The sequence below is a fragment of the Sphingomonas sp. BLCC-B65 genome (genome assembly GCF_028550675.1).
Lineage (GTDB): Bacteria > Actinomycetota > Actinomycetes > Actinomycetales > Microbacteriaceae > Microbacterium.
In genome coordinates this window covers 1,703,618-1,729,739 of the sequence record NZ_JAQQGL010000001.1, presented here as the reverse complement: position 1 = coordinate 1,729,739, position 26,122 = coordinate 1,703,618, and the positions used below count along the sequence as shown (strand labels likewise).

Genomic DNA, 26,122 nt, shown 5'->3' with positions numbered 1-26,122 from the left:
CGGCGGACGTAAGGTCGGCGGCCTGTGCCCGGATCCGATGTCCGGTGCCGAGCGCTCTGCCCGAGCGCGAGTGGCCGTCACCCGGGCGTGACCGATGCAGCCTGTGCACCGGGCTGCCGAGGTGTTCTGTGACCGACGCTGTTTCTGCTGCGCCCCTGTTGGAGGCGCGGCATCTGTTCAAAGTCTTCGGGCGTGATCCGAAGGATGCCGTGGCGCGCCTGCGCGCGGGTCACTCCCGCGCCGACGTGGCCGATGCCGGCACCGCGGCCGTGGTGGACGCGAGCTTCACGGTGAACCGCGGCGAGATCTTCGTCATCATGGGGTTGTCCGGGTCGGGCAAGTCCACGATCATCCGCATGCTCAACGGCCTGCTGACCCCCACCGCCGGCGAGGTGACCATCGCCGGCCGCAACGTCACCACGGCCTCGCCGGCACAGCTGCGCACCATCCGCCGCGAGTCGGTGTCGATGGTCTTCCAGCACTTCGCCCTGCTGCCGCACCTGAGCGTGCTCGACAACGCGGCGTACGCGCTGGAGATCCAGGGCGTCGGCAAGACCGAGCGCCGCGAACGTGCGCGTGACATCCTCGAGCGCGTGGGCCTCGGCGATCGCGCCGATGCGCTTCCCGACCAGCTCTCCGGCGGCATGCGTCAGCGGGTCGGCATCGCGCGCGCCCTGACGGCCGGCACCGACATCCTGCTGATGGACGAGGCCTTCTCGGCGCTCGACCCGCTCATCCGCCGCGAGATGCAGGAGCAGCTGGTGGAGCTGCAGCGCGAGCTCGGCCGCACGATCGTGTTCATCACGCACGACCTCAACGAGGCGATGTTCCTCGGCGACCGCATCGCCGTGATGCGTGACGGTCGCATCGTGCAGAACGGCACACCGGAAGAGATCCTGACCGACCCCGCCAACGACTACGTGGCGCAGTTCGTTCAGGACGTCGACCGGGCGCGCGTGCTCACGGCATCCGCCGTCATGGAGCCGCCATCGCTGTCGACGCCGATCACGGCGGGCGTGCGCGGGGCACTGCGCACGATGCGTGAGAACCAGGCCGGTGCCGTGTTCGCGACCGAGAACCGCCGCCTCGTGGGCGTGGTCACCGACCGGGCGGTGATCCGAGCGGTGAAGTCGGGCGAGAGCGACCTGCGGCGCATCGTCGACACCCACGTGCCGACGGTCGGTCCCGACGACCTGCTCACCGACATCGTCGAGACCGCCGTGGAGGCGTCCGTTCCCCTGGCCGTCGTCGACGATCAGGGACGTCTGCGTGGAGTGATCCCGCGCATCACACTGCTCGCCGCTCTCGGCAACGTTCCGGCGACGACGCGCGAGATGGCGGTCGTGCAGACCCCGCTGGAGATGGTGGCCGAGTTCACGCCGCTGGTGGATGCCGCGACGGAGGGAGAGCGCTGATGGACGGGTTCCGCATTCCGGTGGGCCAGTGGGCCGAGACGGTCGTCGATGTCGTCGGCGACGCGCTGCGCGGACTGTTCGACGCGGTGGCGCTCGTTCTGGGCGTCGTCTACGACGCGGTGGACGCCGTGCTCATGGCGCCGCCGTTCTGGCTGCTGATCGTCGTGCTCGCCGCGGCGGCGTTCGCCGTGAGCGGCTGGCGCCTGGCGCTGGGCACCACCCTCGGCCTGCTCGTGATCGTGGGCGTCGATCAGTGGGACAACGCGATGGACACCCTCGCCTTGGTCATCGTCGCGGCGCTCGTCGCGATCGTGATCGCGATCCCCGTCGGCATCTGGGCCGCCCGCAGCGACGCCGTCTCGCGCATCGTGCGCCCCGTGCTCGACTTCCTGCAGACGATGCCCGCCTTCGTCTACCTCATTCCCGCGATCATCTTCTTCGGCGTCGGGGCGGTGCCGGGCATGATCGCGACGATCCTCTTCGCGATCGCCCCCGGCGTGCGGCTGACCGAACTCGGCATCCGCGGAGTCGACAGCGAGGTCGTGGAGGCGGGGTACGCGTTCGGGGCTTCGCCGGCGCGTGTGCTGCGGCAGATTCAGATCCCGCTGGCGCTGCCGTCGATCATGGCCGGCGTCAACCAGGTGATCATGCTCAGTCTCTCGATGGTCGTCATCGCGGGCATGGTCGGCGCCGGCGGACTCGGCGGCGAGATCGTTCGCGCCATCGGGCGCATCAACGTGGGCCTGGGCTTCGAAGCCGGCCTGTCGGTCGTCATGATCGCGATGATCCTCGACCGTCTGACTTCGGCGCTGGGCCGACCTCGTGCCCCGCGCCGGGCGGGTGCGGCGCGCCGCACCCGCAACGGCGGGTCGACGGCCCGCCCCAGCCGCGGAGAGTCCGCGGCTGACACCGACCGATCCGCGGACAGCACGCGGATGGAGAGGACGTCAGCATGAACAAGACCAAGAGCATCCTGGGCGGTATCGCCCTGAGCGCCGCCGCAGCGCTCACCCTGAGCGGCTGCGCCGGCGGCACGGGAGGCGCGGGCGGTTCCGACGCGAAGTCGATCGAGATCGCCGTGTTCAACGGGTGGGACGAGGGCATCGCTGCGTCGTACCTGTGGCAGTCGATCCTCGAGGACAAGGGCTATGACGTGACGCTCACGTTCGCCGACGTCGCGCCCGTCTACCAGGGCCTCGCTCGCGGCGACTTCGACCTCGTGCTGGACACCTGGCTGCCCACCACGCACGCCGACTACATGGAGCGCTACGGCGACAAGGTCGACGACCTCGGGGCCTGGAACGACGACGCGCGACTCACCGTCGCCGTCAACGCCGACGCGCCGATCGACTCGCTCGATCAGCTGGCCGCGGCATCCGACCAGTTCGGCGGTCGCATCGTCGGTATCGAACCGGGCTCGGGGCTCATGCGCATCACCGGCGACGATGTCGTTCCCGGCTACGGGCTCGAGGGGATGGAACTCGTGGAGTCGTCCACGCCGGCCATGCTCGCCGAGCTCAAGAAGGCGACGGATGCCGGGCAGAACATCGCGGTGACGCTGTGGCGGCCGCACTGGGCGTACAACGCGTTCCCGGTGAAGGACCTCGCCGACCCGAAGGGTCTGCTGGGGGATGCCGAGAGCATCCACTCGGTGGCGGCGAGCTCGTTCGCGAAGGACCATCCCGAGGTGCACGGCTGGATCTCGAACTTCACGATGCCCACCGACACGCTCGCCTCGCTCGAGAACGCGATGTTCAACGAGTACAGCGGTGACGACTACGCGCCGGTGATCAAGAAGTGGATCGCCGAGAATCAGGAGTGGGTCGACAGCCTCACGTCCTGACGATCGCGGTCAGGAACGGGGTCCGGCGTCCGCCGGGCCCCGTTCGTCGTCGGGGGTCGGGCGCGGACGCTCGAGCTGCAGGGCGACCTTGGTCTCGAGACGCTCGACGGCCTCGTCGGAGAGGGCCAGCAGGCCGTCGACCTCCTCCCGCACCCGGCGATAGGCGACCTGACGCTCCGCCGGGGTCGCGGACTGGTCGAGCGCGACGGCCAGCAGCTGTTGCGCCGTGGCCAGACGCTTGCGCTCGGCATCGCTGAACTGGGAGTCACGCACGCGCCGGGCGTCACGCTCTGCGAGATCGAACGCGACCTCGTAATCGGTGACGGCGCCGCGGTACTCGGCGACCTGTTCCGCGCTGACCCGCGCATCCGCCGACGCCGGGCGCAGCCGGTCGGCGATCTTCTTGGCGCGCAGGAACGCGGCGGTCAGGGGCTGCCGCCCGTCGCTCATGGTGGGAAAGGCGATCATGCGAGCGACGTCGAGCTCGTACTCCAGCCAGCGCGCGGTGACGTCGTCGTGCACCGCGAACAGTTTCTCGAGCTGATCGGGCAGCGGTGACGGCTTCGTGATCGGTTGTGGTTCGCCGGCGCTGCTGACCCGTGTGGACGCGGTGACGGACTTCAGTTCGGCCTTCGCCCGCATGACCTCAAGCCGGCGCGCGTGACGGCGCTGCGCCAGCACGTCCCAGCGACGCACGACGCCGCCGGCCACGCCGAGAAGGGGGAACACCAGCCACCAGTAGCTGCCGGCGAAGGTCCAGAAGTGATCCACGGGCTTACCTTACGCGCGCGGGCGCCCGGGGACGGGCCACACGCGACGCCCGTCATCACCGTCGGCATCCGGACCTCCCGCGGCGCCGGCTCCGGTCGCCGTGCCCGAGGATGCCGTGGGGCGCGTCGCCGGCGACGTGCGCGCCGCCACCACCCGGGCCAGCGCTTCGGTGCCGCGCGCGAGCGCGGTCTGCGTCAGGCTCTGCGCGATGATCGTCCACTGCTCGCGCACCGGGGCACCGCCGCGCGCGGCATCCGGATCTCCGGTTTGGGGGCGTGCGGGTGCGTCACCCGCCGCGCGCGCCTGCCGCCAGGCCTCGGCCTCGGCCACGGCGAAGGCGCGCCCGGCTGCCGCCACCGCGTCGCGGTACGCGGTGAAGCGAGCGGGTGCGACACGGGCGTGCGCCGTGGCGGGGCGGTGCTGTCGCGCCACCTGATCGGCGGCGAGGAAGGCGGCGGTGGCGGGCTGGCGCGCGTCGGTCATCGCGGGGAAGGCGATGAGCCGCGCCGGGTCGGTCTCATAGGTCATCCACCGCGCGATGATCTCGTCGTGTGCGGCCATCACGCGCGCGAGCGGCAGGTGCGCGTCGTCTCCCGCCGGCGGCAGTGCCGCACGAGCGGCCGACACGTGTGCACGCCGCGAGCGGGCCGTCGCGGCCGCCACGCGGACCTCGTCGGTGGCGCGATCCAGCTCCCGACGGGCCGCGGCGACCTCTGCCGCGCTCGCCCGACCGGTGGTGCGCTCAGCCTGCAGCCGATCGAGCTCTGCGCGCGCCACCCGCACCGCGGCACGGGCTGTCGCCGCATCGCGCTTCGCGGTGCGCAGCTCGAGTCGGGCCGCGTCCAGCTCGATGCGCCGGCGGCGCTCGCGCCGTTCGCGGCGCAGGCCGAGCCAGCCGAGGGTGCCGGTACCGATCGTCGCCGGTCCGATCCACCAGAACTCGGCGATCGTCGCCCAGAGCGGATCCACGCCCTCAGCCTAGCCAGCCCGCCTGGGAGCGCTCGCAGAGAGGGATGCCGCGGCATCCGCCCGGGTGAGCCGTGACGAACTCCGCAGATTGTGACGAACTCCGCACGTGCGCAGGCGTTGCGCCGCGGAGTACGTGCGTTCCTGCGGAGGTGGTGGCGTGGCTCAGCCGAAGAGCAACGCGAGCACGGTCGCGCCGCCGCCCACGAGGATGAGGGCGACGATCGTGACCCAGGCGATGATGCGGGTACGGCGCGTGCGCGCCTCGTTCATGCCCTCGTACTCGTCCTGCTCGCTCATGCGGCTCAGCCTACGGGCTCGACCACCGTCGGCCCGAACGCGGCCGGCAGTGTCGCCTGCGACCGCGCGCGCAGCTCGGAGACGGTCAGGGTGAACACGTCCTGCACCTCCAGGGCGTTCTCGGCCGCGTCCGTCGCGGCGTCGGTGACGCCGATGCGCAGCACCGGGTAGCCCCGACCCTCGCACAGCCCGCGGAACTTCACGTCCTCCTCGCGCGGCACCGAGACGATGACGCGGCCGGTGGACTCGCTGAACAGGGCGGTCGCGGCATCCACACCGTCGCGCTCCATGATCTCGCGCAGCCAGACGCGGGCGCCGACGCCGAAGCGCGTCACCGCCTCAGCCAGGGCCTGGGCGAGCCCGCCCGACGAGAGGTCGTGGGCGCTGGAGACCAGCTCCTGCTGGGATGCCGCGTGGATGAGCTCCGCGAGACGCTTCTCCTGGGCGAGGTCGACCGCCGGCGGGCGTCCGCCGAGGTGGCCGTGCACGGTCTCTGCCCACGCCGAGCCGCTCAGCTCGGTGGCCGTGACGCCCAGCAGGTAGATGTTCTCGCCGGCATCCTGCCAGCCGCTCGGAATGCGACGGGCGACGTCGTCGATGATGCCCAGAACGCCGACGACGGGTGTCGGGAAGATCGGGGTGTCGCCGGTCTGGTTGTAGAAGCTGACGTTGCCGCCGGTGACCGGCACGCCGAGCTCGAGGCACGCGTCGGCGAGACCGTCGACCGCCTGACCGAACTGCCACATCACCTCGGGGTTCTCCGGGCTGCCGAAGTTGAGGCAGTCGGTGACGGCGGTGGGCACCGCACCGGTGACGGCGACGTTGCGGTATGCCTCGGCGAGGGCCAGCTGCGCGCCCGCGTAGGGGTCGAGCTGGCAGAAGCGTCCGTTGCAGTCGGTGGCGATGGCGAAGCCGAGGCCGCTCTCCTCGTCGACGCGGATCATGCCGGCGTCGTCGGGGAAGCTGAGGGCGGTGTTTCCCATGACGTAGTAGTCGTACTGGTTGGTCACCCAGCTGGTGTCGGCGAGGTTCGGGCTGCCGAGCAGGTCGAGGAACTGCGCCTTCAGCGTCGCGGCGTCATCGGTACGGGGCAGGGCGGATGCCGAGTCGTCTCGCAGGGCGTCGATCCATGTCGGGTAGGCGACGGGGCGCTCGTAGACGGGGCCGTCGACGGCCACGGTCGAGGGGTCGACGTCGACGATCTGCTCGCCGTGCCAGAAGATCTGCAGCCGGCCGTCGCCGGTCACCTCGCCGAGGACGCTCGTCTCGACATCCCACTTGCCCGTGACGGCGAGGAACGCGTCGAGCTTCTCGGGCGCGACGATCGCCATCATGCGCTCCTGGCTCTCGCTCATGAGGATCTCCTCCGGCGTGAGCGTGGGGTCGCGCAGCAGCACGTTCTCGAGGTCGACGCGCATGCCCGAGCCGCCGTTGGCGGCCAGCTCGCTCGTCGCGCAGGAGATGCCCGCGGCGCCGAGGTCCTGGATCGCCTCGACGAGTTCGTCGCGGTACAGCTCCAGGCAGCACTCGATGAGCACCTTCTCGGCGAACGGGTCGCCCACCTGCACCGCGGGACGCTTGGTGGGGCCGCCGTCGGCGAAGGTGTCGGAGGCGAGGATCGACGCGCCGCCGATGCCGTCGCCGCCGGTGCGGGCGCCGAAGAGCACCACCTTGTTGCCGGCGCCGGTGGCGTTGGCGAGTTTGATGTCTTCGTGGCGCATGACGCCCACCGCGAGGGCGTTGACCAGCGGGTTGCCCTGGTAGACGGAGTCGAACACCGTCTCGCCGCCGATGTTCGGCAGGCCCAGGCAGTTCGCGTAGAAGCTGATCCCGCTGACCACGCCGTGCACGACGCGGGCGGTGTCGGGATTGTCGATGGCGCCGAAGCGCAGCTGGTCCATGACGGCCACCGGGCGCGCACCCATCGAGATGATGTCGCGGACGATGCCGCCCACGCCGGTCGCCGCGCCCTGGAAGGGCTCGATGTAGCTGGGGTGGTTGTGGCTCTCGACCTTGAAGGTGACGGCCCAGCCCTCGCCGACGTCCACGACGCCCGCATTCTGGCCCATGCCGACCATGAGGCGGGCCTTCATCTCCTCCGAGACCTTCTGGCCGAAGCGGCGCAGATAGATCTTCGACGACTTGTAGGAGCAGTGCTCGCTCCACATCACCGAGTACATCGCCAGCTCGCCGCTGGTGGGACGGCGGCCGAGGATCTGCTTGATCTGGTCGTACTCGTCGCTCTTGAGTCCGAGTGCCGCGTACGGCTGCTCCTTCTCCGGCGTCTGGACGGCGTTCTCGACAGTGTCTGCGACCTTGCTGTCGGATGCGGGGGTGCTCACGCGGCGGGACTCCAAGACTCGGGTGCCGGGGACGGCCTCAGTCTAGCCGGGCCGCCGTCGGCCGGGCGGCCCCGAGCTCCGCCACCCGCGGTGAGATGGAGGAGGCCGGGGCGGGCCCGGTCAGGCCTCGTCGTCGATCACGCCGATGCCCACGGCGTGATGGCTGGGTTCTTCTGCCTGCGGCAGCGTGGGTTCGATCGGGTTCGGGGCCAGCGGCTCGTCGGGGTTCGGGGCGAGCGGCTCGTCCGGGTGCGGCGCCAACGGCTCTTCGCCGGGATCCTTCTCCGTGCTCGGCTCGGTCAGCTCCTCGGTATCGGGCTCGGTCGCGGCGGGGGCGTCTTCGGTCCCGACGCCAGGCGTCGTGTCGGGGGATGTCTGCGGGGTGGTCATGTCGTCCTCCTTCGTCATGAGCTCCACTGTTCGCTGCCGTCGGCGGCGACGCACGGGGGTTGACAGGAGGGGTCGTGGATGTCGTCGCCGCGACGTATCCTCGCCCTCATGACCGGACTCACTCCGTACCTCTCCTTCGACGGCACCGCACGCGACGCCCTCGAGTTCTACCGCGGGGTGTTCGGCGGCGAGCTCGTCCTCGCGACGTTCGGCGAGTTCGGGCGCGACGACGGGCCCGCCGACCGCATCGCGCACGGCATGCTGCAGGGGGTCGTCGAGCTCTTCGCCTCGGATGCCGCGGCCGGCCAGCCCACGCTTGCGCTCAGCGGCATCCTGTTCTCCCTGCTGGGGACGGCCGAGCCGGCCGTCTTGGAGGAGTGGTTCGCGGCGCTCGCCGACGGGGGCGACGTGCTCGACCCGCTCGCCTTGCGACCCTGGGGTGACCACGACGGTCAGGTGCGCGACCGGTTCGGGGTGACCTGGCTCATCGGCTACCAAGGATGACCGACCCGGTCGACCGGCTTCGCGCCCACGCGGCGGAGCTCGACGCGTTGTGGGCCCGGCTGGACGCCGACGAGGCGTCGGTGCTCTCCGACCGTGCCGACGCGACCGCCGACGACGAGCACGATCCGGAGGGGTCGACCCTCTCCGGCGAGTGGCAGCGCATCGACGCACTGCGTCGTTCGGTGCAGGACGAGCGGGCCGAGGTCGCGGCCGCGCTTTCCCGCGTGGATGCCGGGACCTACGGCATCTGCGTCGTCTGCGGCGGGCCCATCGCCGCGGGCCGGCTCGAGGCCCGGCCGATGGCCACGACCTGCATCGCTTGCGCCGCCTGAACGGAGCCGTGCGGACCCGCGAGGCGGAGCGATGTCAGGCCTGACGCTGCTCCCGGCCGTCCAGCAACCGCGTGTGGGTCTCATCGCCCGGACGTGCCATCACGGCGTTCACAACTCCGGAACCGTAGCCAGAGAACCCCGCGACGCGCCGAGGTCTCGCCGTCATGGCCGCGAATCTCCGGAGTTGTGGACGGCATGACAGTCGGCGCCTTCCCGACGCTCGACGACGAGGGTGTTGACACTCGGCATCCGCGGTTCTAACCTACAACCAAATGGTTGTACAAACTGAGTTGAGCGACGATGAGACCGACCGGCTGTTCCACGCCCTGGCGGCGGCGACGCGGCGCGACATCCTGCGCCGCACCATCGTCGACGAGCAGTCGGTGTCGGCACTCGCCGCGGACTACGACATGTCGTTCGCCGCGGTGCAGAAGCACGTCGCCGTGCTGGAAGCGGCCGGCCTCGTCATCAAGCGCGCCGAGGGACGCGAGCGCCTCGTGCGCGCCGATCCGCGCATGATCGCGCGTGCCCGAGCGCTGCTTGCCCGCTACGAAGAACTCTGGCGCTCGCGGATCGACCGCCTCGACGCCCTGCTCGCTGAACCCCACGATCCCCGTCCCACGCAAGGAGACTGACATGCCCGTCACCGACATCACCACCGATCCCGAGAACCTCACGATGACCCTCGTCGCGGATGCCGCGGCACCCGTGTCCCGCCTTTGGGAGGCCTTCACGAACCCGCGTCAGCTGGAGCGGTTCTGGGGCCCTCCCGGGTGGCCCGCCACCTTCACGGCGTTCGACCTCCGCCCCGGCGGCCGCGTCGACTACCGGATGACGAGCCCGCAGGGCCAGCGCTCCGCCGGATCGTGGGAGGTGCTGAACGTCGACCCCGGACGCAGCTTCGAAGTCCTCGACTCCTTCGTCGGCGACGACGGCGAGAAGCTCGACGGCTTCCCCTCGATGCGCATGGTCTTCTCGTTCGAGGCGACCGCCGACGGCTCGCGACTCACCAACACCACCTACTTCACCTCGCTCGAGGCGCTCGAGCAGGTCGTCGCGATGGGGGCGATCGAGGGTTCGCGTCTGGCGATGAGCCAGCTCGACGCCGTGCTGCAGGACCTCCGGGCGTACGCGCAGGGCAAGGGCACTCGCACCGAGCTGCTGACCGATCAGCACGTGCGCATCACGCGGCTCATCGAGGGTTCGCGCGAGCTCGTCTGGCGTGCCCACCACGAGCCGGAGCTGCTGCGTCAGTGGCTGCTCGGCCCCGACGGCTGGCAGATGGTCGAGTGCGAGGTCGGCGAGACCACCCGCTTCGTGTGGCAGCAGGGTGACGACGAGTCGACCCGCTTCGGCTTCGAGAGCGAGCGGCTGCTCAGCGAGCCGATCTGGCGCGAGGTGTCGACGGAGCGCATGATCGGCACCCCGGGGCCGTCGACGGTCAACGACCTGCAGTTCTACGAGGAGGACGGCGCGACCCTGCTCACGCTGCTGATCGAGTACCCCGACAAGGAGACCCGCGACATGATCCTCGCGACGGGGATGACCGACGGCATGGAGGCGTCGTACGCGCGCCTCGAGGCGGTCGTCGCGGGCTGACCCGTCTGCGGCGCGGGTCAGTCGCCGAGCACGAGTCGGTAGCCCATGCCCTGCTCGGTGAGCAGATGCTGGGGATGCGCCGGATCGCGCTCGAGCTTCTTGCGCAGCTGCGACATGTAGAGGCGCAGATACCCCGAGTCGGCCACCTGATCGGTTCCCCAGATGTCTCTCAGCAGGTTCTGCCGGGTCACGAGCGTGCCGGGGTTGCGGGCGAGGAACTCGAGCATCCGCCATTCCGTGGGCGTCAGGTGCACGACCTCGCCGCCGCGGACTACCCGGGTTGCGGCGAGGTCGACCTCCACATCGCCGAAGCGCACGACAGGCGTGTCCACGGATGCCGCCGCTGCCACGCCCCGCCGACGTACGAGGGCGCGCAGGCGTGCGAGCAGCTCGTCGATCTGGAACGGCTTCGTGACGTAGTCGTCGGCGCCGGCATCCAGAGCTTCGACCTTGTCGGCCGAGCCCGTCCGTCCGGACACGACGAGGATCGGCACGTCGGTCCACCCGCGCAGCGCGTGGATCACCTCGATGCCGTCCAGGCGCGGCATGCCGAGATCGAGCATGACGACATCGGGGCGCGCCTGCGCCGCCGTGGCGATCGCGGCGGCGCCGTCGGGCGCGGCGATGACGTCGTAGCCGTGCGCGGCGAGGGTGATCCGCAGCGCCCGCACGAGCTGCGGATCGTCGTCGGCGACCAGGATCTTCACGACCTCATCCTCCCGCTTCGGCGACCGAGGGCGCGGCGAGAGTGGATGCCGCGGCATCCACCGGCAGCGAGACCACCATCGTCAGCCCCCCGCCGGGCGTGGTCTCGGGCGTCAGCGTGCCGCCCATGCCCTCGGTGAAGCCCTTCGACAGGGCGAGCCCGAGCCCCAGCCCCGTGGTGTTGTCGGTGTCGCCGAGCCGCTGGAAGGGAGCGAAGATGTCGTCCTGGCGGTCGGCGCTGACGCCCGGGCCGTGGTCGACGATCCGCAGCTCGACGGTCGAGCCGAGCCGGCTGGATGCGATGCGTACGCGCGTGCCGGGCGGCGCGTAGCGGCGCGCATTGGCGAGGACGTTGACGATGACCCGCTGCAGCAGCACGGGGTCGGCGCGCACCGCAGGAACGGTCGGATCGAGCGCGAGTTCGACGACGTCGGGTCCGATGCCCAGCTCGTCGAGGGCTTCGAGAACTGCCCCCGCGAGATCGACGGGGGAGAGCGAGACGGCGAGCACCCCCGCTTGCACGCGGCTCACATCGAGGAGGTCGGTGACCAGCGCCGCGAGCGCGGCGAGCGACTCGTCCGCGGTTTCGACGAGTTCGTCGCGGTCGGCTGCGGTGAGCGAGGGCCCCGCGGCACGCAGGCCGCCGACGGCGGCGATGGCGGCCGCGAGCGGCCGGCGCAGATCGTGGCTGACCGCCGACAGCAACGCCGTGCGCACCTGGTCGGTCGCGGCCAGGGCGTCGGCGGTGCGGGCCGTCTGCGTGAGCTCGCTGTGCTCCAGGGCCGCAGCGAGTTGCGCGGTGATGACGTCGAGGAGGCGTCGTTCGGGGCCGCCGACATCGCCGCCGTGCAGCTCCAGCGTGGCCCGAGGGCCGCCCGCGGCATCCGTGCCGACGGGCACCACGACCGCCCGGCCGTCGCGCACCGGCTCGCCGTCGGTCGCCAGCACCTGCTGCGTCGATCCGTCTCCGGCCAGCAGGCGCGCCCCGCTCACGCCGAACGCTTCCCGCGTGCGACTGACCAAGGCCGGAACGGCGCTCTCGCCCCGCAGCACGCTGCCCGACACCGTCGCCAGCAACTCCGACTCCGCAGCGGCGCGCCGTGCCCGGCGGGTACGCCGCGCGGCCTGGTCGACGATCCAGCTCACCAGGATCGCGATCACGACGTACAGCACGAGCGCCAGCGCGTGCAGCGGGTTGTCGATCGTGACCGTGAAACGCGGATGGATGAAGAGGAAGTCCAGCGTCAACCCCGACAGCACCGCCGCGAACAGCGCCGGCCAGATCCCGCCGATCAACGCGACGACGACCACGAGCAGTTGGTAGGAGAGCACGTCGGAGGTGATCGTCTCTTCGTTCGCGGTCGCGAACAGCAGCCACGACAGCAGCGGCCCGCCGGTGAGAGCGACCACCAGCCCCAGGATGCGCCGCCGCCAGCCCAGCGCCCCTCCGGTCAGCCGCGGCAGGTGCAGGTTTCCGCCTGCGGCGGCGTGGGTCACGATGTGCACGTCGATGTCGCCCGACTCGCGGATGACCGTGGCCCCGATGCCCGGACCGGTGAAGGCCGCGCCGAGCCGGCTGCGACGACTGGCGCCCAGCACGAGCTGGGTCGCGTTGACCGACCGGGCGAACTCGACCAGCGTCCGCGGCACGTCCTCGCCGATCACCTGGTGGTAGCTGCCGCCGAGCGACTCGACGAGTGCGCGCTGGGCCGCGAGGGCACCGGGGGCGGCCGCACGCAGCCCCTCCTGCGTCGTCACGTGCACCGCGAGCAGCTCGCCCCCGGCGGCACGCGCGGCGATGCGCGCTCCGCGCTGCAGGAGCGTGTCGCCCTCCGGGCCGCCGGTGAGGGCGACGACGACCCGCTCGCGCGCCTGCCACGCCCCGCGGATGCCGTGCTCCTCGCGGTAGCTCTGCAGCGCGCTGTCGACCTCGTCGGCGAGCCAGAGGAGGGCGAGTTCGCGCAGGGCCGTGAGGTTTCCGAGGCGGAAGTAGTTCGACAGGGCCGCGTCGATGCGCTCGGCGGGATAGACGGCGCCGGCGGCGAGCCGGTCGCGCAGCGACTGCGGCGCGAGGTCGACGACCTCGATCTGGTCGGCGGCGCGCACCACGGCATCCGGCACCGTCTCGCGCTGAGTGACCCCGGTGATCTGCGCGACCACGCCGCCCAGCGAGGCGATGTGCTGGACGTTGACGGTCGTGATCACGTCGATGCCGGCGGCCAGCAGCTCCTCGACGTCCTGCCAGCGCTTCTCGTTGCGGGAGCCCGGTGCGTTGGTGTGGGCGAGCTCGTCGACGAGCGCGATCTCGGGATGCCGATCCAGCAGGCCGTCGAGGTCGAGTTCGTCGAGGTCGACCTCGCGATGGCGCAGACGCCGGCGTGCGAGCGTGGGCAGGCCCTCCGCCCGGGCCGAGGTGGCCGCGCGGCCGTGGGTCTCGACGATGCCGACGACCACGTCGCGCCCGTCGGCGAGCAGACGGTGTCCCTCGGACAGCATCTCGTAGGTCTTGCCGACGCCCGGCGCCGCTCCGAGCAGCACGCGCAGTCTGCCCCGCTTCATGCGTTCACCCTAGTTCTCCCGCCGCCGCGCAGCCGCCCCGACCGACGTGCAAGCGATGTCGGCGGACGCGCCGCGTCGCACGTCACCGCAGCCATCGTCATCGCGTGGCGGCGTCGAGGGCGAGGTTCAGCTCGAGCACGTCGACGCGGGGCTCGCCCAGGAAGCCGAGGTCGCGCGAGCTCGTGTGCTGATCGACGAGCGCCGAGACCACCGCCGGGTCGAGGCCGCGCGCCGCGGCGACCCGGGCCACCTGCAGTTCGGCGTACGCCGGCGAGATATGCGGGTCGAGTCCCGACCCGGATGCCGTGACGGCGTCGGCCGGGATGTCGCCCACCGCCACGCCGTCCGCCGCGGCGATCGCGGCCTGGCGCTCGCCGATCGCGGCCACGAGGTCGCTGTTCTCGGGTCCGAGGTTCGACCCGCTCGAGGCGGTGCCGTCGTAGCCGGTGCCGGCGGCGGACGGGCGCGACTGGAAGTACTGGGGGAGGGCGGCGCCGTCGGCATCCGTGAAGGACTGGCCGATCAGCGCGCTGCCGACGACCTGACCGCCGGCGTCGCGCACGAGGGAACCGTTGGCCTGCGCGGGCAGGACCACCTGGCCGATGCCCGTGATGACGGCGGTGTAGGCGATGCCGAGGACGACCGTGGCGAGGAGCATCGCGCGGGCGGCGACGCCGAGATGGCGGAGGGAAGTGCGGGTGGACATGACGATGCCTTTCGAAGAGACCGGTCAGAAGCCCGGGAGAAGGCTCACGACGAGGTCGATGAGCTTGATGCCGACGAAGGGGGCGATGACTCCGCCCAGTCCGTAGACGAGGAGGTTGCGCCCGAGGATCTGCGAGGCGCTCGCCGGCCGGTAGGCGACGCCCTTCAGCGCCAGCGGGATCAGCACCACGATGATGATCGCGTTGAAGATGATGGCGCTCGTGACCGCCGACGCGGGCGAGTGCAGCTGCATGAGGTTCAGCGCGGCGAGTCCCGGGAAGACGCCCATGAACATCGCCGGGATGATCGCGAAGTACTTCGCGATGTCGTTGGCGAGGGAGAACGTCGTCAGTGCTCCTCGGGTGATGAGCAGCTGCTTGCCGATGCGGACGATGTCGATGAGCTTGGTCGGGTCGCTGTCGAGGTCGACCATGTTGCCGGCCTCTTTCGCGGCCGACGTGCCCGTGTTCATTGCGACGCCGACGTCGGCCTGCGCGAGCGCGGGGGCGTCGTTGGTGCCGTCGCCGGTCATCGCAACGAGGGCACCACCGGCCTGTTCGCGCTGGATGAGCGCCAGCTTGTCCTCCGGGGTGGCCTCGGCGAGGAAGTCGTCGACGCCCGCCTCGGCGGCGATCGCCCGCGCCGTCAGGGGGTTGTCGCCCGTGATCATCACGGTGCGGATGCCCATCGCCCGCAGCTGCGTGAACCGCTCGGCGAGGCCCTCCTTGACGACGTCCTTCAGGTGCACAACGCCGAGCACGCGCGCCCCTACGGCATCCTGAACGGCCACCACCAGCGGCGTGCCGCCCGACTGCGACACGGACTCGATGTCCGAGGTCAGCTGCGTGCGCACGGAGGCCGACACCGGACCGGTCTGCTCCATCCAGGCGAGCACGGCGCTGCCGGCGCCCTTGCGGATGACGGTGCCGTCGGCGAGATCCAGACCGCTCATGCGGGTCTGGGCGGTGAACGGGACGGCGACGGCATCCGCCGGGGCGGAGACCTCGACGCCGCGCGCGCTGGCGAGCTCGACGATCGACACCCCTTCGGGGGTGGGGTCGGCCAGCGACGACAAGGCGGCGGTGCGGGCGAGTTCGGTCTCCTCCACCCCGGTCAGCGGCAGGAAGGCGCTCGCGCGACGGTTGCCGTAGGTGATCGTGCCGGTCTTGTCGAGCAGCAGCGTCGTGACGTCGCCGGCGGCTTCGACCGCGCGGCCCGACATGGCCAGCACGTTGTGCTGCACGAGACGGTCCATGCCGGCGATGCCGATCGCCGACAGCAGCGCACCGATCGTCGTGGGGATGAGGCAGACGAGCAGCGCCACGAGCACGGGGATGCTGACCGGGCTCGCCGCGTACGAGGCGATCGGGTTGAGGGTCAGCACGACGACGACGAACACGATCGACAGGCTTGCCAGCAGGATGCCGAGGGCGATCTCGTTGGGGGTGCGCTGACGGTTCGCGCCCTCGACGAGAGCGATCATGCGGTCGACGAAGGTCTGACCGGGCGTGGACGTGATGCGGACGACCACGCGGTCGCTGAGCACCCGCGTGCCGCCGGTGACGGCGCTGCGGTCGCCGCCGGATTCGCGCACGACGGGGGCCGATTCGCCGGTGATGGCCGATTCGTCGACCGTCGCGATGCCCCAGATGACGTCGCCGTCGCCGGGGATGAGCTCGCCGGCCGACACGACCACGACGTCGTCCAGGGTCAGCTCCGACGAAGCCACGTCTTCGGTCGCGGCGGTGGTGGCCGCGGCATCCGCGGCGGCGTCGTAGCCGCGCACTCGGTGCGCGACCGTGGCCGTGCGGGTCGTGCGCAGGGCCTGCGCCTGCGCCTTGCCGCGGCCTTCGGCGACCGACTCGGCGAGGTTCGCGAACAGCACCGTCAGCCAGAGCCACACGGCGATTCCCCACGTGAAGCCGCCCGGCACCGGGGTGCCGCCCGAGCTCTGCGGACCGCCGAGGAAGGGCTCGGCGATCGCGATCGCGGTGGTGAGGGCCGCGCCCACCCACACGAGGAACATGACGGGGCTGCGCCAGAGCTCCGCGGGGTTGAGCTTGCGCAGCGCCCCCGGAAGCGCCTCGATCAGCTGGCTCCAGCCGAAGGCGCGGCGGGTCGGAGCGGGCGAGGACGCACGGTCGTCACCGGTGGGTTGCGGACGGTCGAGGACCGGAGCGGACGTGTTCATTTCAGGAAAGACCTTCTGCCAGGGGACCCAGCGCGAGAACGGGGAAATACGTCAGTGCGGTGATGACCACGGTCACGACCGCGAGGAGCCCGACGAACTGCGGGCGGTGCGTCGGCAGCGTGCCGGCGGTGGCGGGCACGCGCTCCTGCGCGGCGAGCGAGCCGGCCAGGGCGAGCACGAGCACGATCGGGACGAACCGTCCGAGCAGCATCACCACACCCAGCGCCGTGTTGAACCAGGGCGTGTTCGCGGTGAGTCCGGCGAACGCCGAGCCATTGTTGTTCGCGGCCGACGTGAACGCGTACAGCACCTCCGTCATCCCGTGGATGCCGGGATTGAGGATCGAGGTCGCCTCGACGTCGGCGCGCACGGCGGGGATGCCGAAGCTCAACGCCGTTCCCGCCAGCACCAGGGTCGGAGTCACCAGGATGTACAGGCTCGCGAGCTTGATCTGGGTCGGGCCGATCTTCTTGCCGAGGTATTCGGGGGTGCGACCGACGAGCAGACCTCCGACGAACACGGCGATGATCGCGAGAACGAGCATGCCGTACAGGCCCGAGCCCACTCCGCCGGGGGCGACTTCGCCGAGCATCATGTTCAGCAGCGGAATCATGCCGCCCGTCGCGGTGTACGAGTCGTGCATCGAGTTCACGGCGCCGGTCGAGGTGAGCGTCGTGACGGCCGCGTACAGCGCCGAGCCGACGATGCCGAACCGCTGCTCCTTGCCCTCCATCGCGCCGCCGGCCAGCTGCGGGGCGGTGCCGTGTCCGGCGACCTCGAGCGCGCTCACCGCGGCGATCGACGCGATCGCGAGGGTCGACATGACCGCGAGGATCGCGTAGCCCTGGCGGTTGTCGCCGACCATGCGACCGAACGTGCGCGGCAGCGAGATCGGGATGACGAGGATCAGCAGCAGCTGGAACAGGTTCGTCCACGGCGTCGGGTTCTCGAAGGGGTGCGCGGAGTTCGCGTTGAAGAACCCACCGCCGTTGGTGCCGAGCATCTTGATCGCCTCCTGCGAGGCGACCGGTCCGCCCGGGATCGACTGGGTGGCGCCCGCGAGGGTGTGCGCATCGACGAAGCCGTTGAGGTTCTGGATGACGCCGCCCGCCAGCAGCACGACCGCAGCGACGAGCGCGATCGGCAGCAGCAGTCGGCCGAGGCCACGCGTGAGATCGACCCAGAAGTTGCCGATCGTGCTCTGCCCGCGCCGCGCGAACCCGCGCACGAGCGCGACGGCGACGGCGATGCCGACGGCGGCCGACACGAAGTTCTGCACCGTGAGGCCGGCGAGCTGCACGAGGTAGCCCATCGTCGCCTCGGGGGAGTACGACTGCCAGTTCGTGTTGGTGACGAAGGATGCCGCGGTGTTGAACGCCAGGCCCTCGGGCACGGCCGGCAGCCCGAGCGAGGCCGGCAGGAACGCCTGCAGGCGCTGGAGCGCGTAGACGAAGAGCACACCCATGAGTGAGAAGGCGAGGACGCCCCGGGTATAGGCCTGCCAGGTCTGTTCGCTGCGCGGATCGACCCCGATGAGGCGGTAGACGAACCGCTCTGCGGCGGCATCCTTCTCGCCCGTGAAGATGCGGAACATGAGGTCGCCGCCCGGGCGGTACAGCAGTGCGAGCAGCAGGACGAGGGTGGCGATCTGGAGCACACCGAACCAGATGTCGGCGGAATCGACGCCCATCAGAAGCGTTCCGGTTTCACGAGGGCGACGACGAGGTAGACGACGCTGGCGACGCCCAACACGGCGCCGATGATCGAGAAGACGTCCATCAGAGTCGCTCCGCCCCCTTCGCGACGAGGGCGACGATCGCGAACACCGCGACCGTCACGACGACGTAGATCACATCGAGCACAGCAACTCCCGGACACTGACCACGCTCCGACGTCGGCGCGGGCGCCCACGGTGGGCACGGCATCCGATCCAACTCCTGCGCGGCGGCCGCTCCCGGCGTCCTTACGGTTTCCCTACGGCTCGGCGGGCGGTCCTCACGGCACGCTCACGTCGCCGGCGGGGGTGGGGCGTTTCGACTCGCTGCGCTCGCTCGACGACCGGGGACTGCGCTCGCTCAACGACCGGGAGCTTCCCCGCTGTGGTGCGGTCGAATGTGACGGTCGTGTAAAGCTTCGCCGAATATCTGAAAAAAAACTTCATAACGTGGTTCACTGGGCGACGTCACCTTCCGCACCGTCTCGTGAGGACACCATGAAGCGAAATCTTGCGATCGTCGGCGCCGCTGTGGTCGCTCTCGTCGTCATCGGCGGCGTCTCCGCCGCCGCGCAGGCGCCCAGCGCATCGGCGCCGACTGCCACCACCGCCGTCGCCGTCGCGACGGCCGACGCCGCTGCCGCCGAGGCCGACGGCTGGACTGTCGCCTCCAGCGAGGGGAGCGCGGTGCCGCAGGGCGGTCGTGTCGTGGCCGCCGCGCCACACGACGTCGCGCCGATCCAGGTCTCGCTCGACCAGACCTCCATCGAGCAGTACTGGATGTGGGCGTCGGGTGTCGAGGTGACCGCTCACGGCATGACCCCGGGTGCGACGGCGACGATCTCCATCACGTTCGCCTCGGGCCTGCAGAAGCACTGGGCACCGGTCACCGCGGATGCCGACGGCTCGATCGTGACCCGGGTGCGAACCCTCGACGTCGACCCCGAGAACACCCAGCCGGAGCCCGGCGTCGCCCGCATCACCGTCGAAACCTCCACGGGAGAAGCAGGGTCCGCTCTCCTGGACATCACCGTCCCCGCCGGCGAGCGCCTGAAGGTGTGGAGCGACCCCGCATCGATCACCCAGGACGAGTTCCTGGACAAAACCGTCGTCGTTCACGCGAGCGGCTTCGCCCCGATGACCCACGTCTTCTTCAACCTCGGCATGCCCGACACCACGATGGTGGCGATCGGCGAGAACGAGGGGCTGCACTCGGATGAGAACGGCGATTTCTCTTACGAGATGCAGATGATCTCCGTCAACGCGCTCGTCGGCGAATGGCTCATCAGCCTGCAGTCCGCGGACGGCACCCAGCAGGGCTCCGGCACGTTCTTGGTCACCCCGGGGGCACCGCGCACGCAGAACAAGACGCTCACACCGTCCACACCACAGATCTCGGCCGCCGCGTTCGCGACCGCGCCCGGCATGGCCTTCGACGTGACCGGCTTCATCCCCTTCGATACGTACGAGCTCACCCTGGTGACCTCACGCGGCATTCGAATCCCGCTGGGCATCTCGCGGACGAATGGCGAGGGACGTCACCACAACAGCGTCAAGGCGCCCGACGGTGTGCCCGAGGGCGTCTACACTCTGGAGGCGCGCTCCACGATCACCGGTGACTACGCCATCGGGACGTTCACCGTCACCGGAAATCCCGACGGTCCCACGTCCTCGTTCGCGTTGACGCCGTCGACGGTCGCGGCCAGCGTGCTCAGCGATCCTGCCGGAGGGATCGTCGTGACCGGCGCGGGAATCCCGTCGGGAACATCGCTGCGGGTGTCTCTCCGGGACGCGCAATGGAAGCGGATGCCGCTGACCGCCGGCGCCGATGCCTACGTCGATGCCGGGGAGGACGGCACCATCCGGATGCCGCTGGTCACCCTCGACCCGATCGCCGCGGGCTCCTACACCGTGTGGATCACCGCCGGCAGCGCGCCGTTCGGGTACAGCATCCAGCTGCCGCTGATGGTCACCGCAGAAAGCTCCGCCGCGCCCAGTGCGGACAGCGCTCCGCGCTCCGGCGCCTCCAGCAGTGCTGTGGCTCCCGCTCCGAGCTCGCCGCTGGCTGCCATCACGCCGTCCACGACGATGCCGCGCGTCGACCGACCCGCTCCACCCGCGCCGAGCCCGTCGCCGTCGCCAGATGTCGATCCGCTCGAGGGCGACATCGCACCCTCGGCGCTTCCCGTTCCCACCTCGCCCGCTCGTTGAACCCAGGAAAGCACACGATGCCCCGCACACCCCTTCGCGCTCGGGCGGCCGCGGCCGCCCTGATCGCCAGCTGCCTCGTCGCCGCCGGCGCCGCGCCTGCCTTCGCTGACACCGGCTCGCTGGACGAGATCCCCATTGCCCCGGCATCCGCCGGCGGGCGCACGGCAGTACTGCCCGACAGCATCGCCTCCGCCGCCGGCCCCGTGGACGTCTTCATCCAGACGGACGGCGAAGGTGCGCTGGCCGCGAGTACTGACCAGCGGCGGCAGGGCGCATCCTCCGCCACGGCGAGTTCGGTGGCCGAGGACGTCGCGGCGAAGAACGAGGAGAAGACGAAGGACGTCGCGGCTGATGTCACCGCCGTCGACAGCGACGCGCGCATCCTCTACACCTCGACGTATTCCGTCCCGGGTGTCGCCGTGACCGCTGACGCTGCGACGCTGGCTCAGATCGCCGAGCGCCCCGACGTGGTCAAGATCTCGCGCATCGTGCCGCAGTCGATCGAGGTCCCCGCTGTAGATGGGGCCACGCCGAGCAACGGCGCCTCGGATGCGTTGACGCGAGCCGTCGACACGTGGCAGCAGACGGGGCACACGGGCACGGGCGTCACGGTGGCCGTCATCGACACCGGCGTCGACTACACGCACGCCGATTTCGGAGGCCCGGGCACGTCTGCCGCCTACGCCGCGGCGCTGGCGTCCACGGACGCGCCTCAGCCCGGTTCGTACGATCCGAGCGTGTATCTCGGCGGGTGGGACTTCGCCGGTCCCACCTACAACGGCGCCATCGGTCAGCCCGGCTACGATCCCATCCCGGTGCCCGACGCCAACCCCATCGACGGCCCGGGCGGAAACCACGGCACGCACGTTGCCGGAACGGTCCTGGGGCGCGGCGTCAGCAACGACCTCACCACCTTCCGCGGCGACTACCGCAGTCTGTCGTCGGAGAGCGTGCAGAAGGACTTCTCGATCAGCCCCGGGGCTGCGCCGCAGGCCGGCCTCATCGCGCTGAAGGTCTTCGGCGACGGCGGCGGCAGCACGTCGCTCACCGGAGCGGCACTGGAGTGGATCGCGCAGAAGGTCGCGTCCGGAACCGAGATCGATGTCGTCAACCTCTCCCTCGGCACGAACTACGGCGCCATCGACGACCCCGACAACGCGAAGCTCGATCAGATCGTCAAAGCAGGAGTGCTGCCCGTCGTCGCGGCGGGCAACTCCGGCGATGTGACGGACGTGGCCGGCAGCCCGGGCACCACCGAGAGCGCCTTGACCGTCGCGGCATCCGCGAGCGGTCACGGTCTCGCCGACGCGGCGCTGGCGACGATCGGCGATCCGGCTCAGAACGCCGCGGAGCAGATCCGGGTGCAGTACGGCCAGTCCTACGTGTGGGACTTCGACGTCACCGCCTCGGTCATCGGGCTCACCGACACGAGCAACCTGGACGGATGCCGGCCGTTCAGCGCGGCGGACGCGCAACGAGCGAGCGGCAAGATCGTGTGGCTGGAGTGGGACGACAGCAACGTGGCGTGCGGTTCGGCGACGCGTTTCGACAACGCTCGCGACGCGGGGGCCGTCGGCGTCGTCCTCACCAGCCAGTCCGACAGCTTCGAGAACGGCATCGCCGGCAACGCGGACATTCCCGGTGCGCAGCTCACCGGCGGAGAGTCGCAGAGTCTGCGCTCCGCGATGACGTCCGGCACACTCGTGATCGAACTGCGCAGCGACCTGCGGCACGTCATCGATCACACCGACCCGTCGCGCATCGATACGATCGCCTCGTTCACCTCCCGTGGAACGCACGGCTCGATCGACAACGTGCTCAAGCCCGATGTGGCCGCCCCCGGCGTGACGATCACGTCGGCCGGGAACGGCAGCGGCGCAGGGCGCGAGGTCATGAGCGGTACTTCGATGGCCACCCCGCATGTTGCGGGCATCGCCGCGCTCGTGAAGGAAGCGCATCCGGATTGGGCGCCCGAGCGGGTGAGGCAGCAGATCATGAACACCGCGGCTCACGACGTGCTCACCGTCGGCAGCAACCCGATCGCATACGGCCCGGCGCGCGTCGGCACGGGACGGATCGACGCGCTCGCCGCTGTCGGCGGGACGATCAGCCTGCTGTCGGAAGAGAACGGGGATCTGCTGAGCGCGTCCTTCGGCGTCGTCAACGTCGGCACCCAGCCGGTCGTCCAGACCCGGACCATTCGGGTCGGCAACGATGGACCGACCGCCCAGACCGTCGCGTTGCGCTACGCGCCGCGCACGGAGACACCGGGCGTCAGCTACGACGTCTCGCCGGCCTCCGTGACCGTTCCGGCGAAGGGGTCCGTGGCGGTGACGCTGACCTTGCGCATCGACGATCCGACCGCACTTCGGCACACGATCGATCCGACCATGTCGAAGATCGTCGACACGGCGCCGCGGCAGTTCGTGACCGACGCTTCCGGTGTTCTCGAAGCGATCGGGCCGGTCGGCACCTTCCCGGTGCGCCTGTCCGTGTACGCTGCACCGCGTCCGTACTCCGAGACGCATGTCGACGGTGTCGCATTCCAGGGCGCCACCGGCTCGCTCGCCATGTCGGGCCGCGGGCTCGACCAGGGCGCCGGCAGCGAGCGCTACCGGTCGATGATGGTTCCGCTCATCCTCGGCGCGACCTCCCCTGCACTGTCGTTCCCGGCCGGATCGGCGCAGCACACGCTGAAGAGCGCCGACATCCTCGCCGTCGGAGCGTCGTCGACGGCGCCGCTGCTGAGCGACCCCACGCAGGGCGTGCTGACGTTCGGCGTGCAGATGGCCGGCGAATGGGCGCGGATGTCGCCGCTGACGTGGCCGATGGTGCAGTTGGATGTCAACGGCGACAGCCGCCCCGACTTCATCGTGCAGCTGCAGCCCGGGCAGGACGCCGACGGGGACATCCCGGTCGCGATGACGATCGACGCGGTGACCGGAGACGTCATCGAACAGCGTCCCGTGAATGTCCTCTTCGGCGACCAGGGCACCAACGTCTTCGACAACACGGTGGTGACCCTGTCGACCTCCCTGTCGGCGCTGGGCTACACCGCGAAGACCACCGCGACGACGGTGCGCTACATCGTGCAGACCCGTTCGTTCTACAACCCGGCCTTCGACGGCGGCATCCGCAGTGCGCTCGTCGATCAGACGGCGCCGGCGACCATCGACGCCTACCGGCCCTCACTGCAGTTCGGCACGACCGGAACGCCGATCTTCGCCGACCAGCCCGGTTCGCTGACGGTGACCCGTCGTGGCGACGCCTTGCCGCAGATGCTCGTGCTGCACCTGCACGGCGACGGTGCGGCGCGCGCGGAGGTCGTGACGCCCACCGCGACGGATGCCGGTGGGTCGACCCCGACCCCCGTAACGCCCGCGCCGGGAGGCTCCACCCCCGGCGATCCGACGGGATCGGGCGGCTCGGTGAGCAGCGCGCCGCGGGGTGGGTCACTGGCCACATCCGGGCAGGACGGGACCGGAGTGCTCCTCCTGGCGGCGTTCGCCGGCATGCTCGTCGCGGGCGGCTCGGTGCTCGTGTGGCGTCGTCGCCGCCGGTCCTGACCGCCGTCGTCGCAGGCGCCCCGCATCCCGAAGGGTGCGGGGCGCCCGCGGGCGCGGCAGACTGGGCAGGGATGTCCTCGCATACCCTCCTGATCTCCGACCCCCGCGCGGTCCGAGCCATGGCGAACCCCTTGCGCCAGGTGGCTGTCGACGAGCTGTATCGCCGCCAGGGGCCGGCCACGGCCACCGAGCTGGCGGAGCTGGTCGGGTTGTCGCCGAGTGCGATGAGCTACCACCTGCGCGCGGTCGAGGCGACCGGGCTCATCCGCCGCGGGGAGTCCACCGACGGCCGGGAACGGCCGTGGCTTCCCGCCGCCCCGGACTACTCGCTCGTCGCGAGCGCCGACGCCGACGCCGTGCACCGCACCATCTTGATCGACTCGCGACTGACCCCGATGCGTCAGCGCATGGAAGAGGTCCTGGCGGCGCGGTCGGTACGACCTCCGGATGCCGATATCGCCTACATGGTGCTGGCCACGGGCCAGATGCTCCTCGCTCCCGATGAGGTGGCCCGTCTGCAGGAGCGCGTGCAGGAGATCTTCGACGAGTACGAGGCATTGAGCGCCGACCGTCGTGAAACCGGGGATCTGCGCCGCTCGCGCTACATGTGGTCGGTACTTCCGGAACGCGTCGAACCGGAGGACTAGACCGTTCCTGCTTCCGAGACGCCTCCGCGGAAGTGGGCGATCTTGTCGTCCATGACCGCGATCGCGCGAGACAGCACCCGCCGGCGCTCTTCGAGGGCGGCACGCCGCTCCCGGAGGAAGTCCACGGGGTTCACCGCCCCGCGCGACCCGTGCAGCAGATCGGCGAACGTGCGCAGGTCGTCGATGCCGAGTCCGGCATCCTTCATACACGTGACCACGCCGATCCAGGCGAGATCGCTGTCGCTGAACACCCGATGATTGCGGTGATCGCGCTCGAGCGGGCCGATGATCCTCTCGTCCTCGTAGTAGCGGAGGGTGTCGGCCGAAAGGCCGCTCGCCGCGACGGCCTCGCCCATCGTGAGCATCGTGGTCATTGCGCATCCCTTCCGTCGAGCGTGGCGCGCGCCTCGGAATCCAGCTGCAAGGCGAGCGCGTCCATCGCCTCATCCAACTGTGCGATGTCGGACACGCCGACGATGGGCGTGACCGCCGGCGTGCCGCCGATCAGCCACGCGAGCACCACCTGGCTGCGCGTGGCGTCGAGGCGTTGCGCGACGCGGTCCAGCGCAGCCAGGCGCCGCTCGGTGTCGGGATGCCGGTACGCGTGCGGTAGCCGCTCCGGTCGTGCGTACGCGCCCGAGAGCAGCGTCGTGTAGGCCCACATGCCGAGCCCCTCGGCGGCGGCGTAGTCGAGGGATTCGGCGGTGGCGGCCATGTGGCCCGACGGCAGCGGCACGAAGGGGATCGCCTGGAGGTAGCTGTGCCGCAGTTGGATGGCGTCGTAGGAGGCCCGTCCGCGCGTGCGAGCGAGGGCACGGGCACGCTCGACGCGCCAGGTCGCGTGGTTCGACGCACCCAGTCGGCGGACGCGCCCCTCGGCGACGAGCGATCCGAACGCCTCGACTTGCTCCTCGAGGGGAGCCGCGCGGTCCTCGATGTGCGCCCAGAGCAGATCGATGACGTCCACACCGAGACGGGCCATCGACGATGCGAGCGCCTCCTCGACGGCGCGCGGGCCCAGACCCTCCATCGGTGCGTCCCACGTGCCGGGCACCGTCGGGTTCGCGCCGACCTTGGTCGAGATCGAGATGTGCTCGCGGATGCCGGGGTTCCGGCGCAGCCATCGTCCGATCACGGTCTCGCTCGCGCCGCCGTGCCCTGTGGGTGACTCCCAGAAGGCGTAGTTGTCGGAGGTGTCGAGCCAGCGGCCGCCCCGCGCCACGTAGTGGTCGAGCAGCGCGAACGCGGTGTCCTCATCCTGTCGCGTTCCGAACCAGATCGTGCCGAGAGCCAGCTCGTTGCGGTGAGTGGTGTCCATGGCTCCACAGCACACCACCTGGAGCGCGCTCCATGTCAAACGCA

The 26,122-nt window shown here is 70.7% G+C and carries 24 protein-coding genes; 10 read left to right on the top strand and 14 right to left on the bottom strand.

Annotated elements, in window-relative coordinates:
• Positions 1 to 128 precede the first annotated feature (128 nt).
• From PP359_RS08165 to PP359_RS08155, 3 genes are read left to right on the top strand one after another with little or no spacing between them, the layout of a single operon-like run.
• Positions 129 to 1,415: a quaternary amine ABC transporter ATP-binding protein gene (locus PP359_RS08165; protein WP_051498821.1), complete on the top strand. Its 1,287-nt coding sequence runs from the start codon at positions 129 to 131 to the stop codon at positions 1,413 to 1,415.
• Positions 1,415 to 2,371 (top strand): ABC transporter permease, encoded by a 957-nt coding sequence (locus tag PP359_RS08160; RefSeq protein ID WP_499250310.1) that lies wholly within the window; start codon positions 1,415 to 1,417, stop codon positions 2,369 to 2,371. Before PP359_RS08165 ends, PP359_RS08160 begins: the two co-directional genes overlap by 1 nt.
• A complete protein-coding gene (locus PP359_RS08155) occupies positions 2,368 to 3,258 on the top strand; it encodes a glycine betaine ABC transporter substrate-binding protein (protein ID WP_499250309.1) in 891 nt (296 codons plus the stop codon). Before PP359_RS08160 ends, PP359_RS08155 begins: the two co-directional genes overlap by 4 nt.
• Positions 3,259 to 3,267: 9 nt before the next feature.
• Here PP359_RS08155 and PP359_RS08150 read toward each other — a convergent pair whose 3' ends face one another.
• The 5 genes from PP359_RS08150 to PP359_RS08130 form a co-directional block, all read right to left on the bottom strand.
• Positions 3,268 to 4,029: a hypothetical protein gene (locus PP359_RS08150; RefSeq protein ID WP_499250308.1), complete on the bottom strand. Its 762-nt coding sequence runs from the start codon at positions 4,027 to 4,029 to the stop codon at positions 3,268 to 3,270.
• A 9-nt stretch (positions 4,030 to 4,038) separates the two neighbouring features.
• Positions 4,039 to 4,998, bottom strand: a complete 960-nt coding sequence (locus PP359_RS08145; protein ID WP_499250307.1) for a hypothetical protein — start codon at positions 4,996 to 4,998, stop codon at positions 4,039 to 4,041.
• Between the two features lie 162 nt (positions 4,999 to 5,160).
• Positions 5,161 to 5,295: a hypothetical protein gene (locus PP359_RS08140; RefSeq protein ID WP_259457186.1), complete on the bottom strand. Its 135-nt coding sequence runs from the start codon at positions 5,293 to 5,295 to the stop codon at positions 5,161 to 5,163.
• 5 nt (positions 5,296 to 5,300) lie between these two features.
• Positions 5,301 to 7,637, bottom strand: a complete 2,337-nt coding sequence (gene purL, locus PP359_RS08135; protein ID WP_295817860.1) for a phosphoribosylformylglycinamidine synthase subunit PurL — start codon at positions 7,635 to 7,637, stop codon at positions 5,301 to 5,303.
• Positions 7,638 to 7,757: 120 nt separating this feature from the next.
• Complete coding sequence (locus PP359_RS08130) at positions 7,758 to 8,027, bottom strand: hypothetical protein (protein ID WP_061681242.1); 270 nt, start codon at positions 8,025 to 8,027, stop codon at positions 7,758 to 7,760.
• Between the two features lie 108 nt (positions 8,028 to 8,135).
• Here PP359_RS08130 and PP359_RS08125 point away from each other — a divergent pair, with 108 nt between their 5' ends.
• From PP359_RS08125 to PP359_RS08110, 4 genes are all read left to right on the top strand, one after another.
• On the top strand, positions 8,136 to 8,531 hold the full coding sequence (locus tag PP359_RS08125; protein ID WP_295817857.1) for a VOC family protein: 396 nt from the start codon (positions 8,136 to 8,138) through the stop codon (positions 8,529 to 8,531).
• A complete protein-coding gene (locus tag PP359_RS08120; RefSeq protein ID WP_499250306.1) occupies positions 8,528 to 8,863 on the top strand; it encodes a TraR/DksA family transcriptional regulator in 336 nt (111 codons plus the stop codon). Before PP359_RS08125 ends, PP359_RS08120 begins: the two co-directional genes overlap by 4 nt.
• Positions 8,864 to 9,153: 290 nt before the next feature.
• The gene (locus PP359_RS08115) at positions 9,154 to 9,498 is read left to right on the top strand and encodes an ArsR/SmtB family transcription factor (protein ID WP_499250305.1); all 345 of its coding nucleotides are present in this window, start codon (positions 9,154 to 9,156) and stop codon (positions 9,496 to 9,498) included.
• Position 9,499: 1 nt separating this feature from the next.
• Entirely contained in the window at positions 9,500 to 10,462 is a 963-nt protein-coding gene (locus tag PP359_RS08110) for an SRPBCC family protein (protein WP_036319298.1), read from the top strand.
• 17 nt (positions 10,463 to 10,479) lie between these two features.
• Here PP359_RS08110 and PP359_RS08105 read toward each other — a convergent pair whose 3' ends face one another.
• The 7 genes from PP359_RS08105 to PP359_RS08075 all read right to left on the bottom strand — a co-directional run bounded on the left by PP359_RS08105 (position 10,480) and on the right by PP359_RS08075 (position 18,547).
• A complete protein-coding gene (locus PP359_RS08105; protein ID WP_295777385.1) occupies positions 10,480 to 11,169 on the bottom strand; it encodes a response regulator in 690 nt (229 codons plus the stop codon).
• 4 nt (positions 11,170 to 11,173) lie between these two features.
• Positions 11,174 to 13,726 carry a DUF4118 domain-containing protein gene (locus PP359_RS08100; protein ID WP_499250304.1) on the bottom strand — a complete coding sequence of 851 codons (2,553 nt, stop codon included), beginning with the start codon at positions 13,724 to 13,726 and terminating at the stop codon, positions 11,174 to 11,176.
• A 97-nt stretch (positions 13,727 to 13,823) separates the two neighbouring features.
• Positions 13,824 to 14,432: a potassium-transporting ATPase subunit KdpC gene (gene kdpC / locus PP359_RS08095; protein ID WP_499250303.1), complete on the bottom strand. Its 609-nt coding sequence runs from the start codon at positions 14,430 to 14,432 to the stop codon at positions 13,824 to 13,826.
• Positions 14,433 to 14,456: 24 nt separating this feature from the next.
• Positions 14,457 to 16,622 (bottom strand): potassium-transporting ATPase subunit KdpB, encoded by a 2,166-nt coding sequence (gene kdpB, locus PP359_RS08090; RefSeq protein ID WP_499250302.1) that lies wholly within the window; start codon positions 16,620 to 16,622, stop codon positions 14,457 to 14,459.
• A 1-nt stretch (position 16,623) separates the two neighbouring features.
• Complete coding sequence (gene kdpA, locus PP359_RS08085; RefSeq protein WP_499250301.1) at positions 16,624 to 18,312, bottom strand: potassium-transporting ATPase subunit KdpA; 1,689 nt, start codon at positions 18,310 to 18,312, stop codon at positions 16,624 to 16,626.
• Positions 18,312 to 18,401 (bottom strand): K(+)-transporting ATPase subunit F, encoded by a 90-nt coding sequence (gene kdpF, locus PP359_RS08080; protein ID WP_060959093.1) that lies wholly within the window; start codon positions 18,399 to 18,401, stop codon positions 18,312 to 18,314. The genes kdpA and kdpF overlap by 1 nt, the downstream gene beginning before the upstream one ends.
• Positions 18,401 to 18,547 carry a hypothetical protein gene (locus PP359_RS08075; protein ID WP_167487182.1) on the bottom strand — a complete coding sequence of 49 codons (147 nt, stop codon included), beginning with the start codon at positions 18,545 to 18,547 and terminating at the stop codon, positions 18,401 to 18,403. The genes kdpF and PP359_RS08075 overlap by 1 nt, the downstream gene beginning before the upstream one ends.
• A 287-nt stretch (positions 18,548 to 18,834) precedes the next feature.
• Here PP359_RS08075 and PP359_RS08070 point away from each other — a divergent pair, with 287 nt between their 5' ends.
• From PP359_RS08070 to PP359_RS08060, 3 genes are all read left to right on the top strand, one after another.
• The gene (locus tag PP359_RS08070; RefSeq protein ID WP_499250300.1) at positions 18,835 to 20,547 is read left to right on the top strand and encodes a hypothetical protein; all 1,713 of its coding nucleotides are present in this window, start codon (positions 18,835 to 18,837) and stop codon (positions 20,545 to 20,547) included.
• A gap of 17 nt (positions 20,548 to 20,564) precedes the next feature.
• A complete protein-coding gene (locus tag PP359_RS08065) occupies positions 20,565 to 24,113 on the top strand; it encodes a S8 family serine peptidase (protein WP_499250299.1) in 3,549 nt (1,182 codons plus the stop codon).
• 71 nt (positions 24,114 to 24,184) lie between these two features.
• A complete protein-coding gene (locus PP359_RS08060; protein WP_135949577.1) occupies positions 24,185 to 24,760 on the top strand; it encodes a winged helix-turn-helix domain-containing protein in 576 nt (191 codons plus the stop codon).
• Here PP359_RS08060 and PP359_RS08055 read toward each other — a convergent pair.
• Entirely contained in the window at positions 24,757 to 25,134 is a 378-nt protein-coding gene (locus PP359_RS08055) for a MerR family transcriptional regulator (protein WP_294943065.1), read from the bottom strand. The two genes, PP359_RS08060 and PP359_RS08055, sit on opposite strands and share 4 nt — an antisense overlap.
• Entirely contained in the window at positions 25,131 to 26,078 is a 948-nt protein-coding gene (locus PP359_RS08050) for an aldo/keto reductase (protein WP_499250298.1), read from the bottom strand. Before PP359_RS08050 ends, PP359_RS08055 begins: the two co-directional genes overlap by 4 nt.
• Positions 26,079 to 26,122 lie beyond the last annotated feature (44 nt).

Coding starts and splice junctions, on each gene's coding strand:
- PP359_RS08160 (WP_499250310.1), top strand. CDS start 1,415: ATGGACGGGTTCCGCATTCCGGTGGGCCAGTGGGCCGAGACGGTCGTC.
- PP359_RS08155 (WP_499250309.1), top strand. CDS start 2,368: ATGAACAAGACCAAGAGCATCCTGGGCGGTATCGCCCTGAGCGCCGCC.
- PP359_RS08140 (WP_259457186.1), bottom strand. CDS start 5,295: ATGAGCGAGCAGGACGAGTACGAGGGCATGAACGAGGCGCGCACGCGC.
- PP359_RS08130 (WP_061681242.1), bottom strand. CDS start 8,027: ATGACCACCCCGCAGACATCCCCCGACACGACGCCTGGCGTCGGGACC.
- PP359_RS08125 (WP_295817857.1), top strand. CDS start 8,136: ATGACCGGACTCACTCCGTACCTCTCCTTCGACGGCACCGCACGCGAC.
- PP359_RS08120 (WP_499250306.1), top strand. CDS start 8,528: ATGACCGACCCGGTCGACCGGCTTCGCGCCCACGCGGCGGAGCTCGAC.
- PP359_RS08110 (WP_036319298.1), top strand. CDS start 9,500: ATGCCCGTCACCGACATCACCACCGATCCCGAGAACCTCACGATGACC.
- PP359_RS08100 (WP_499250304.1), bottom strand. CDS start 13,726: ATGAAGCGGGGCAGACTGCGCGTGCTGCTCGGAGCGGCGCCGGGCGTC.
- kdpC (WP_499250303.1), bottom strand. CDS start 14,432: ATGTCCACCCGCACTTCCCTCCGCCATCTCGGCGTCGCCGCCCGCGCG.
- kdpB (WP_499250302.1), bottom strand. CDS start 16,622: ATGAACACGTCCGCTCCGGTCCTCGACCGTCCGCAACCCACCGGTGAC.
- kdpA (WP_499250301.1), bottom strand. CDS start 18,312: ATGGGCGTCGATTCCGCCGACATCTGGTTCGGTGTGCTCCAGATCGCC.
- kdpF (WP_060959093.1), bottom strand. CDS start 18,401: ATGGACGTCTTCTCGATCATCGGCGCCGTGTTGGGCGTCGCCAGCGTC.
- PP359_RS08075 (WP_167487182.1), bottom strand. CDS start 18,547: ATGCCGTGCCCACCGTGGGCGCCCGCGCCGACGTCGGAGCGTGGTCAG.
- PP359_RS08070 (WP_499250300.1), top strand. CDS start 18,835: ATGAAGCGAAATCTTGCGATCGTCGGCGCCGCTGTGGTCGCTCTCGTC.
- PP359_RS08065 (WP_499250299.1), top strand. CDS start 20,565: ATGCCCCGCACACCCCTTCGCGCTCGGGCGGCCGCGGCCGCCCTGATC.
- PP359_RS08060 (WP_135949577.1), top strand. CDS start 24,185: ATGTCCTCGCATACCCTCCTGATCTCCGACCCCCGCGCGGTCCGAGCC.
- PP359_RS08055 (WP_294943065.1), bottom strand. CDS start 25,134: ATGACCACGATGCTCACGATGGGCGAGGCCGTCGCGGCGAGCGGCCTT.
- PP359_RS08050 (WP_499250298.1), bottom strand. CDS start 26,078: ATGGACACCACTCACCGCAACGAGCTGGCTCTCGGCACGATCTGGTTC.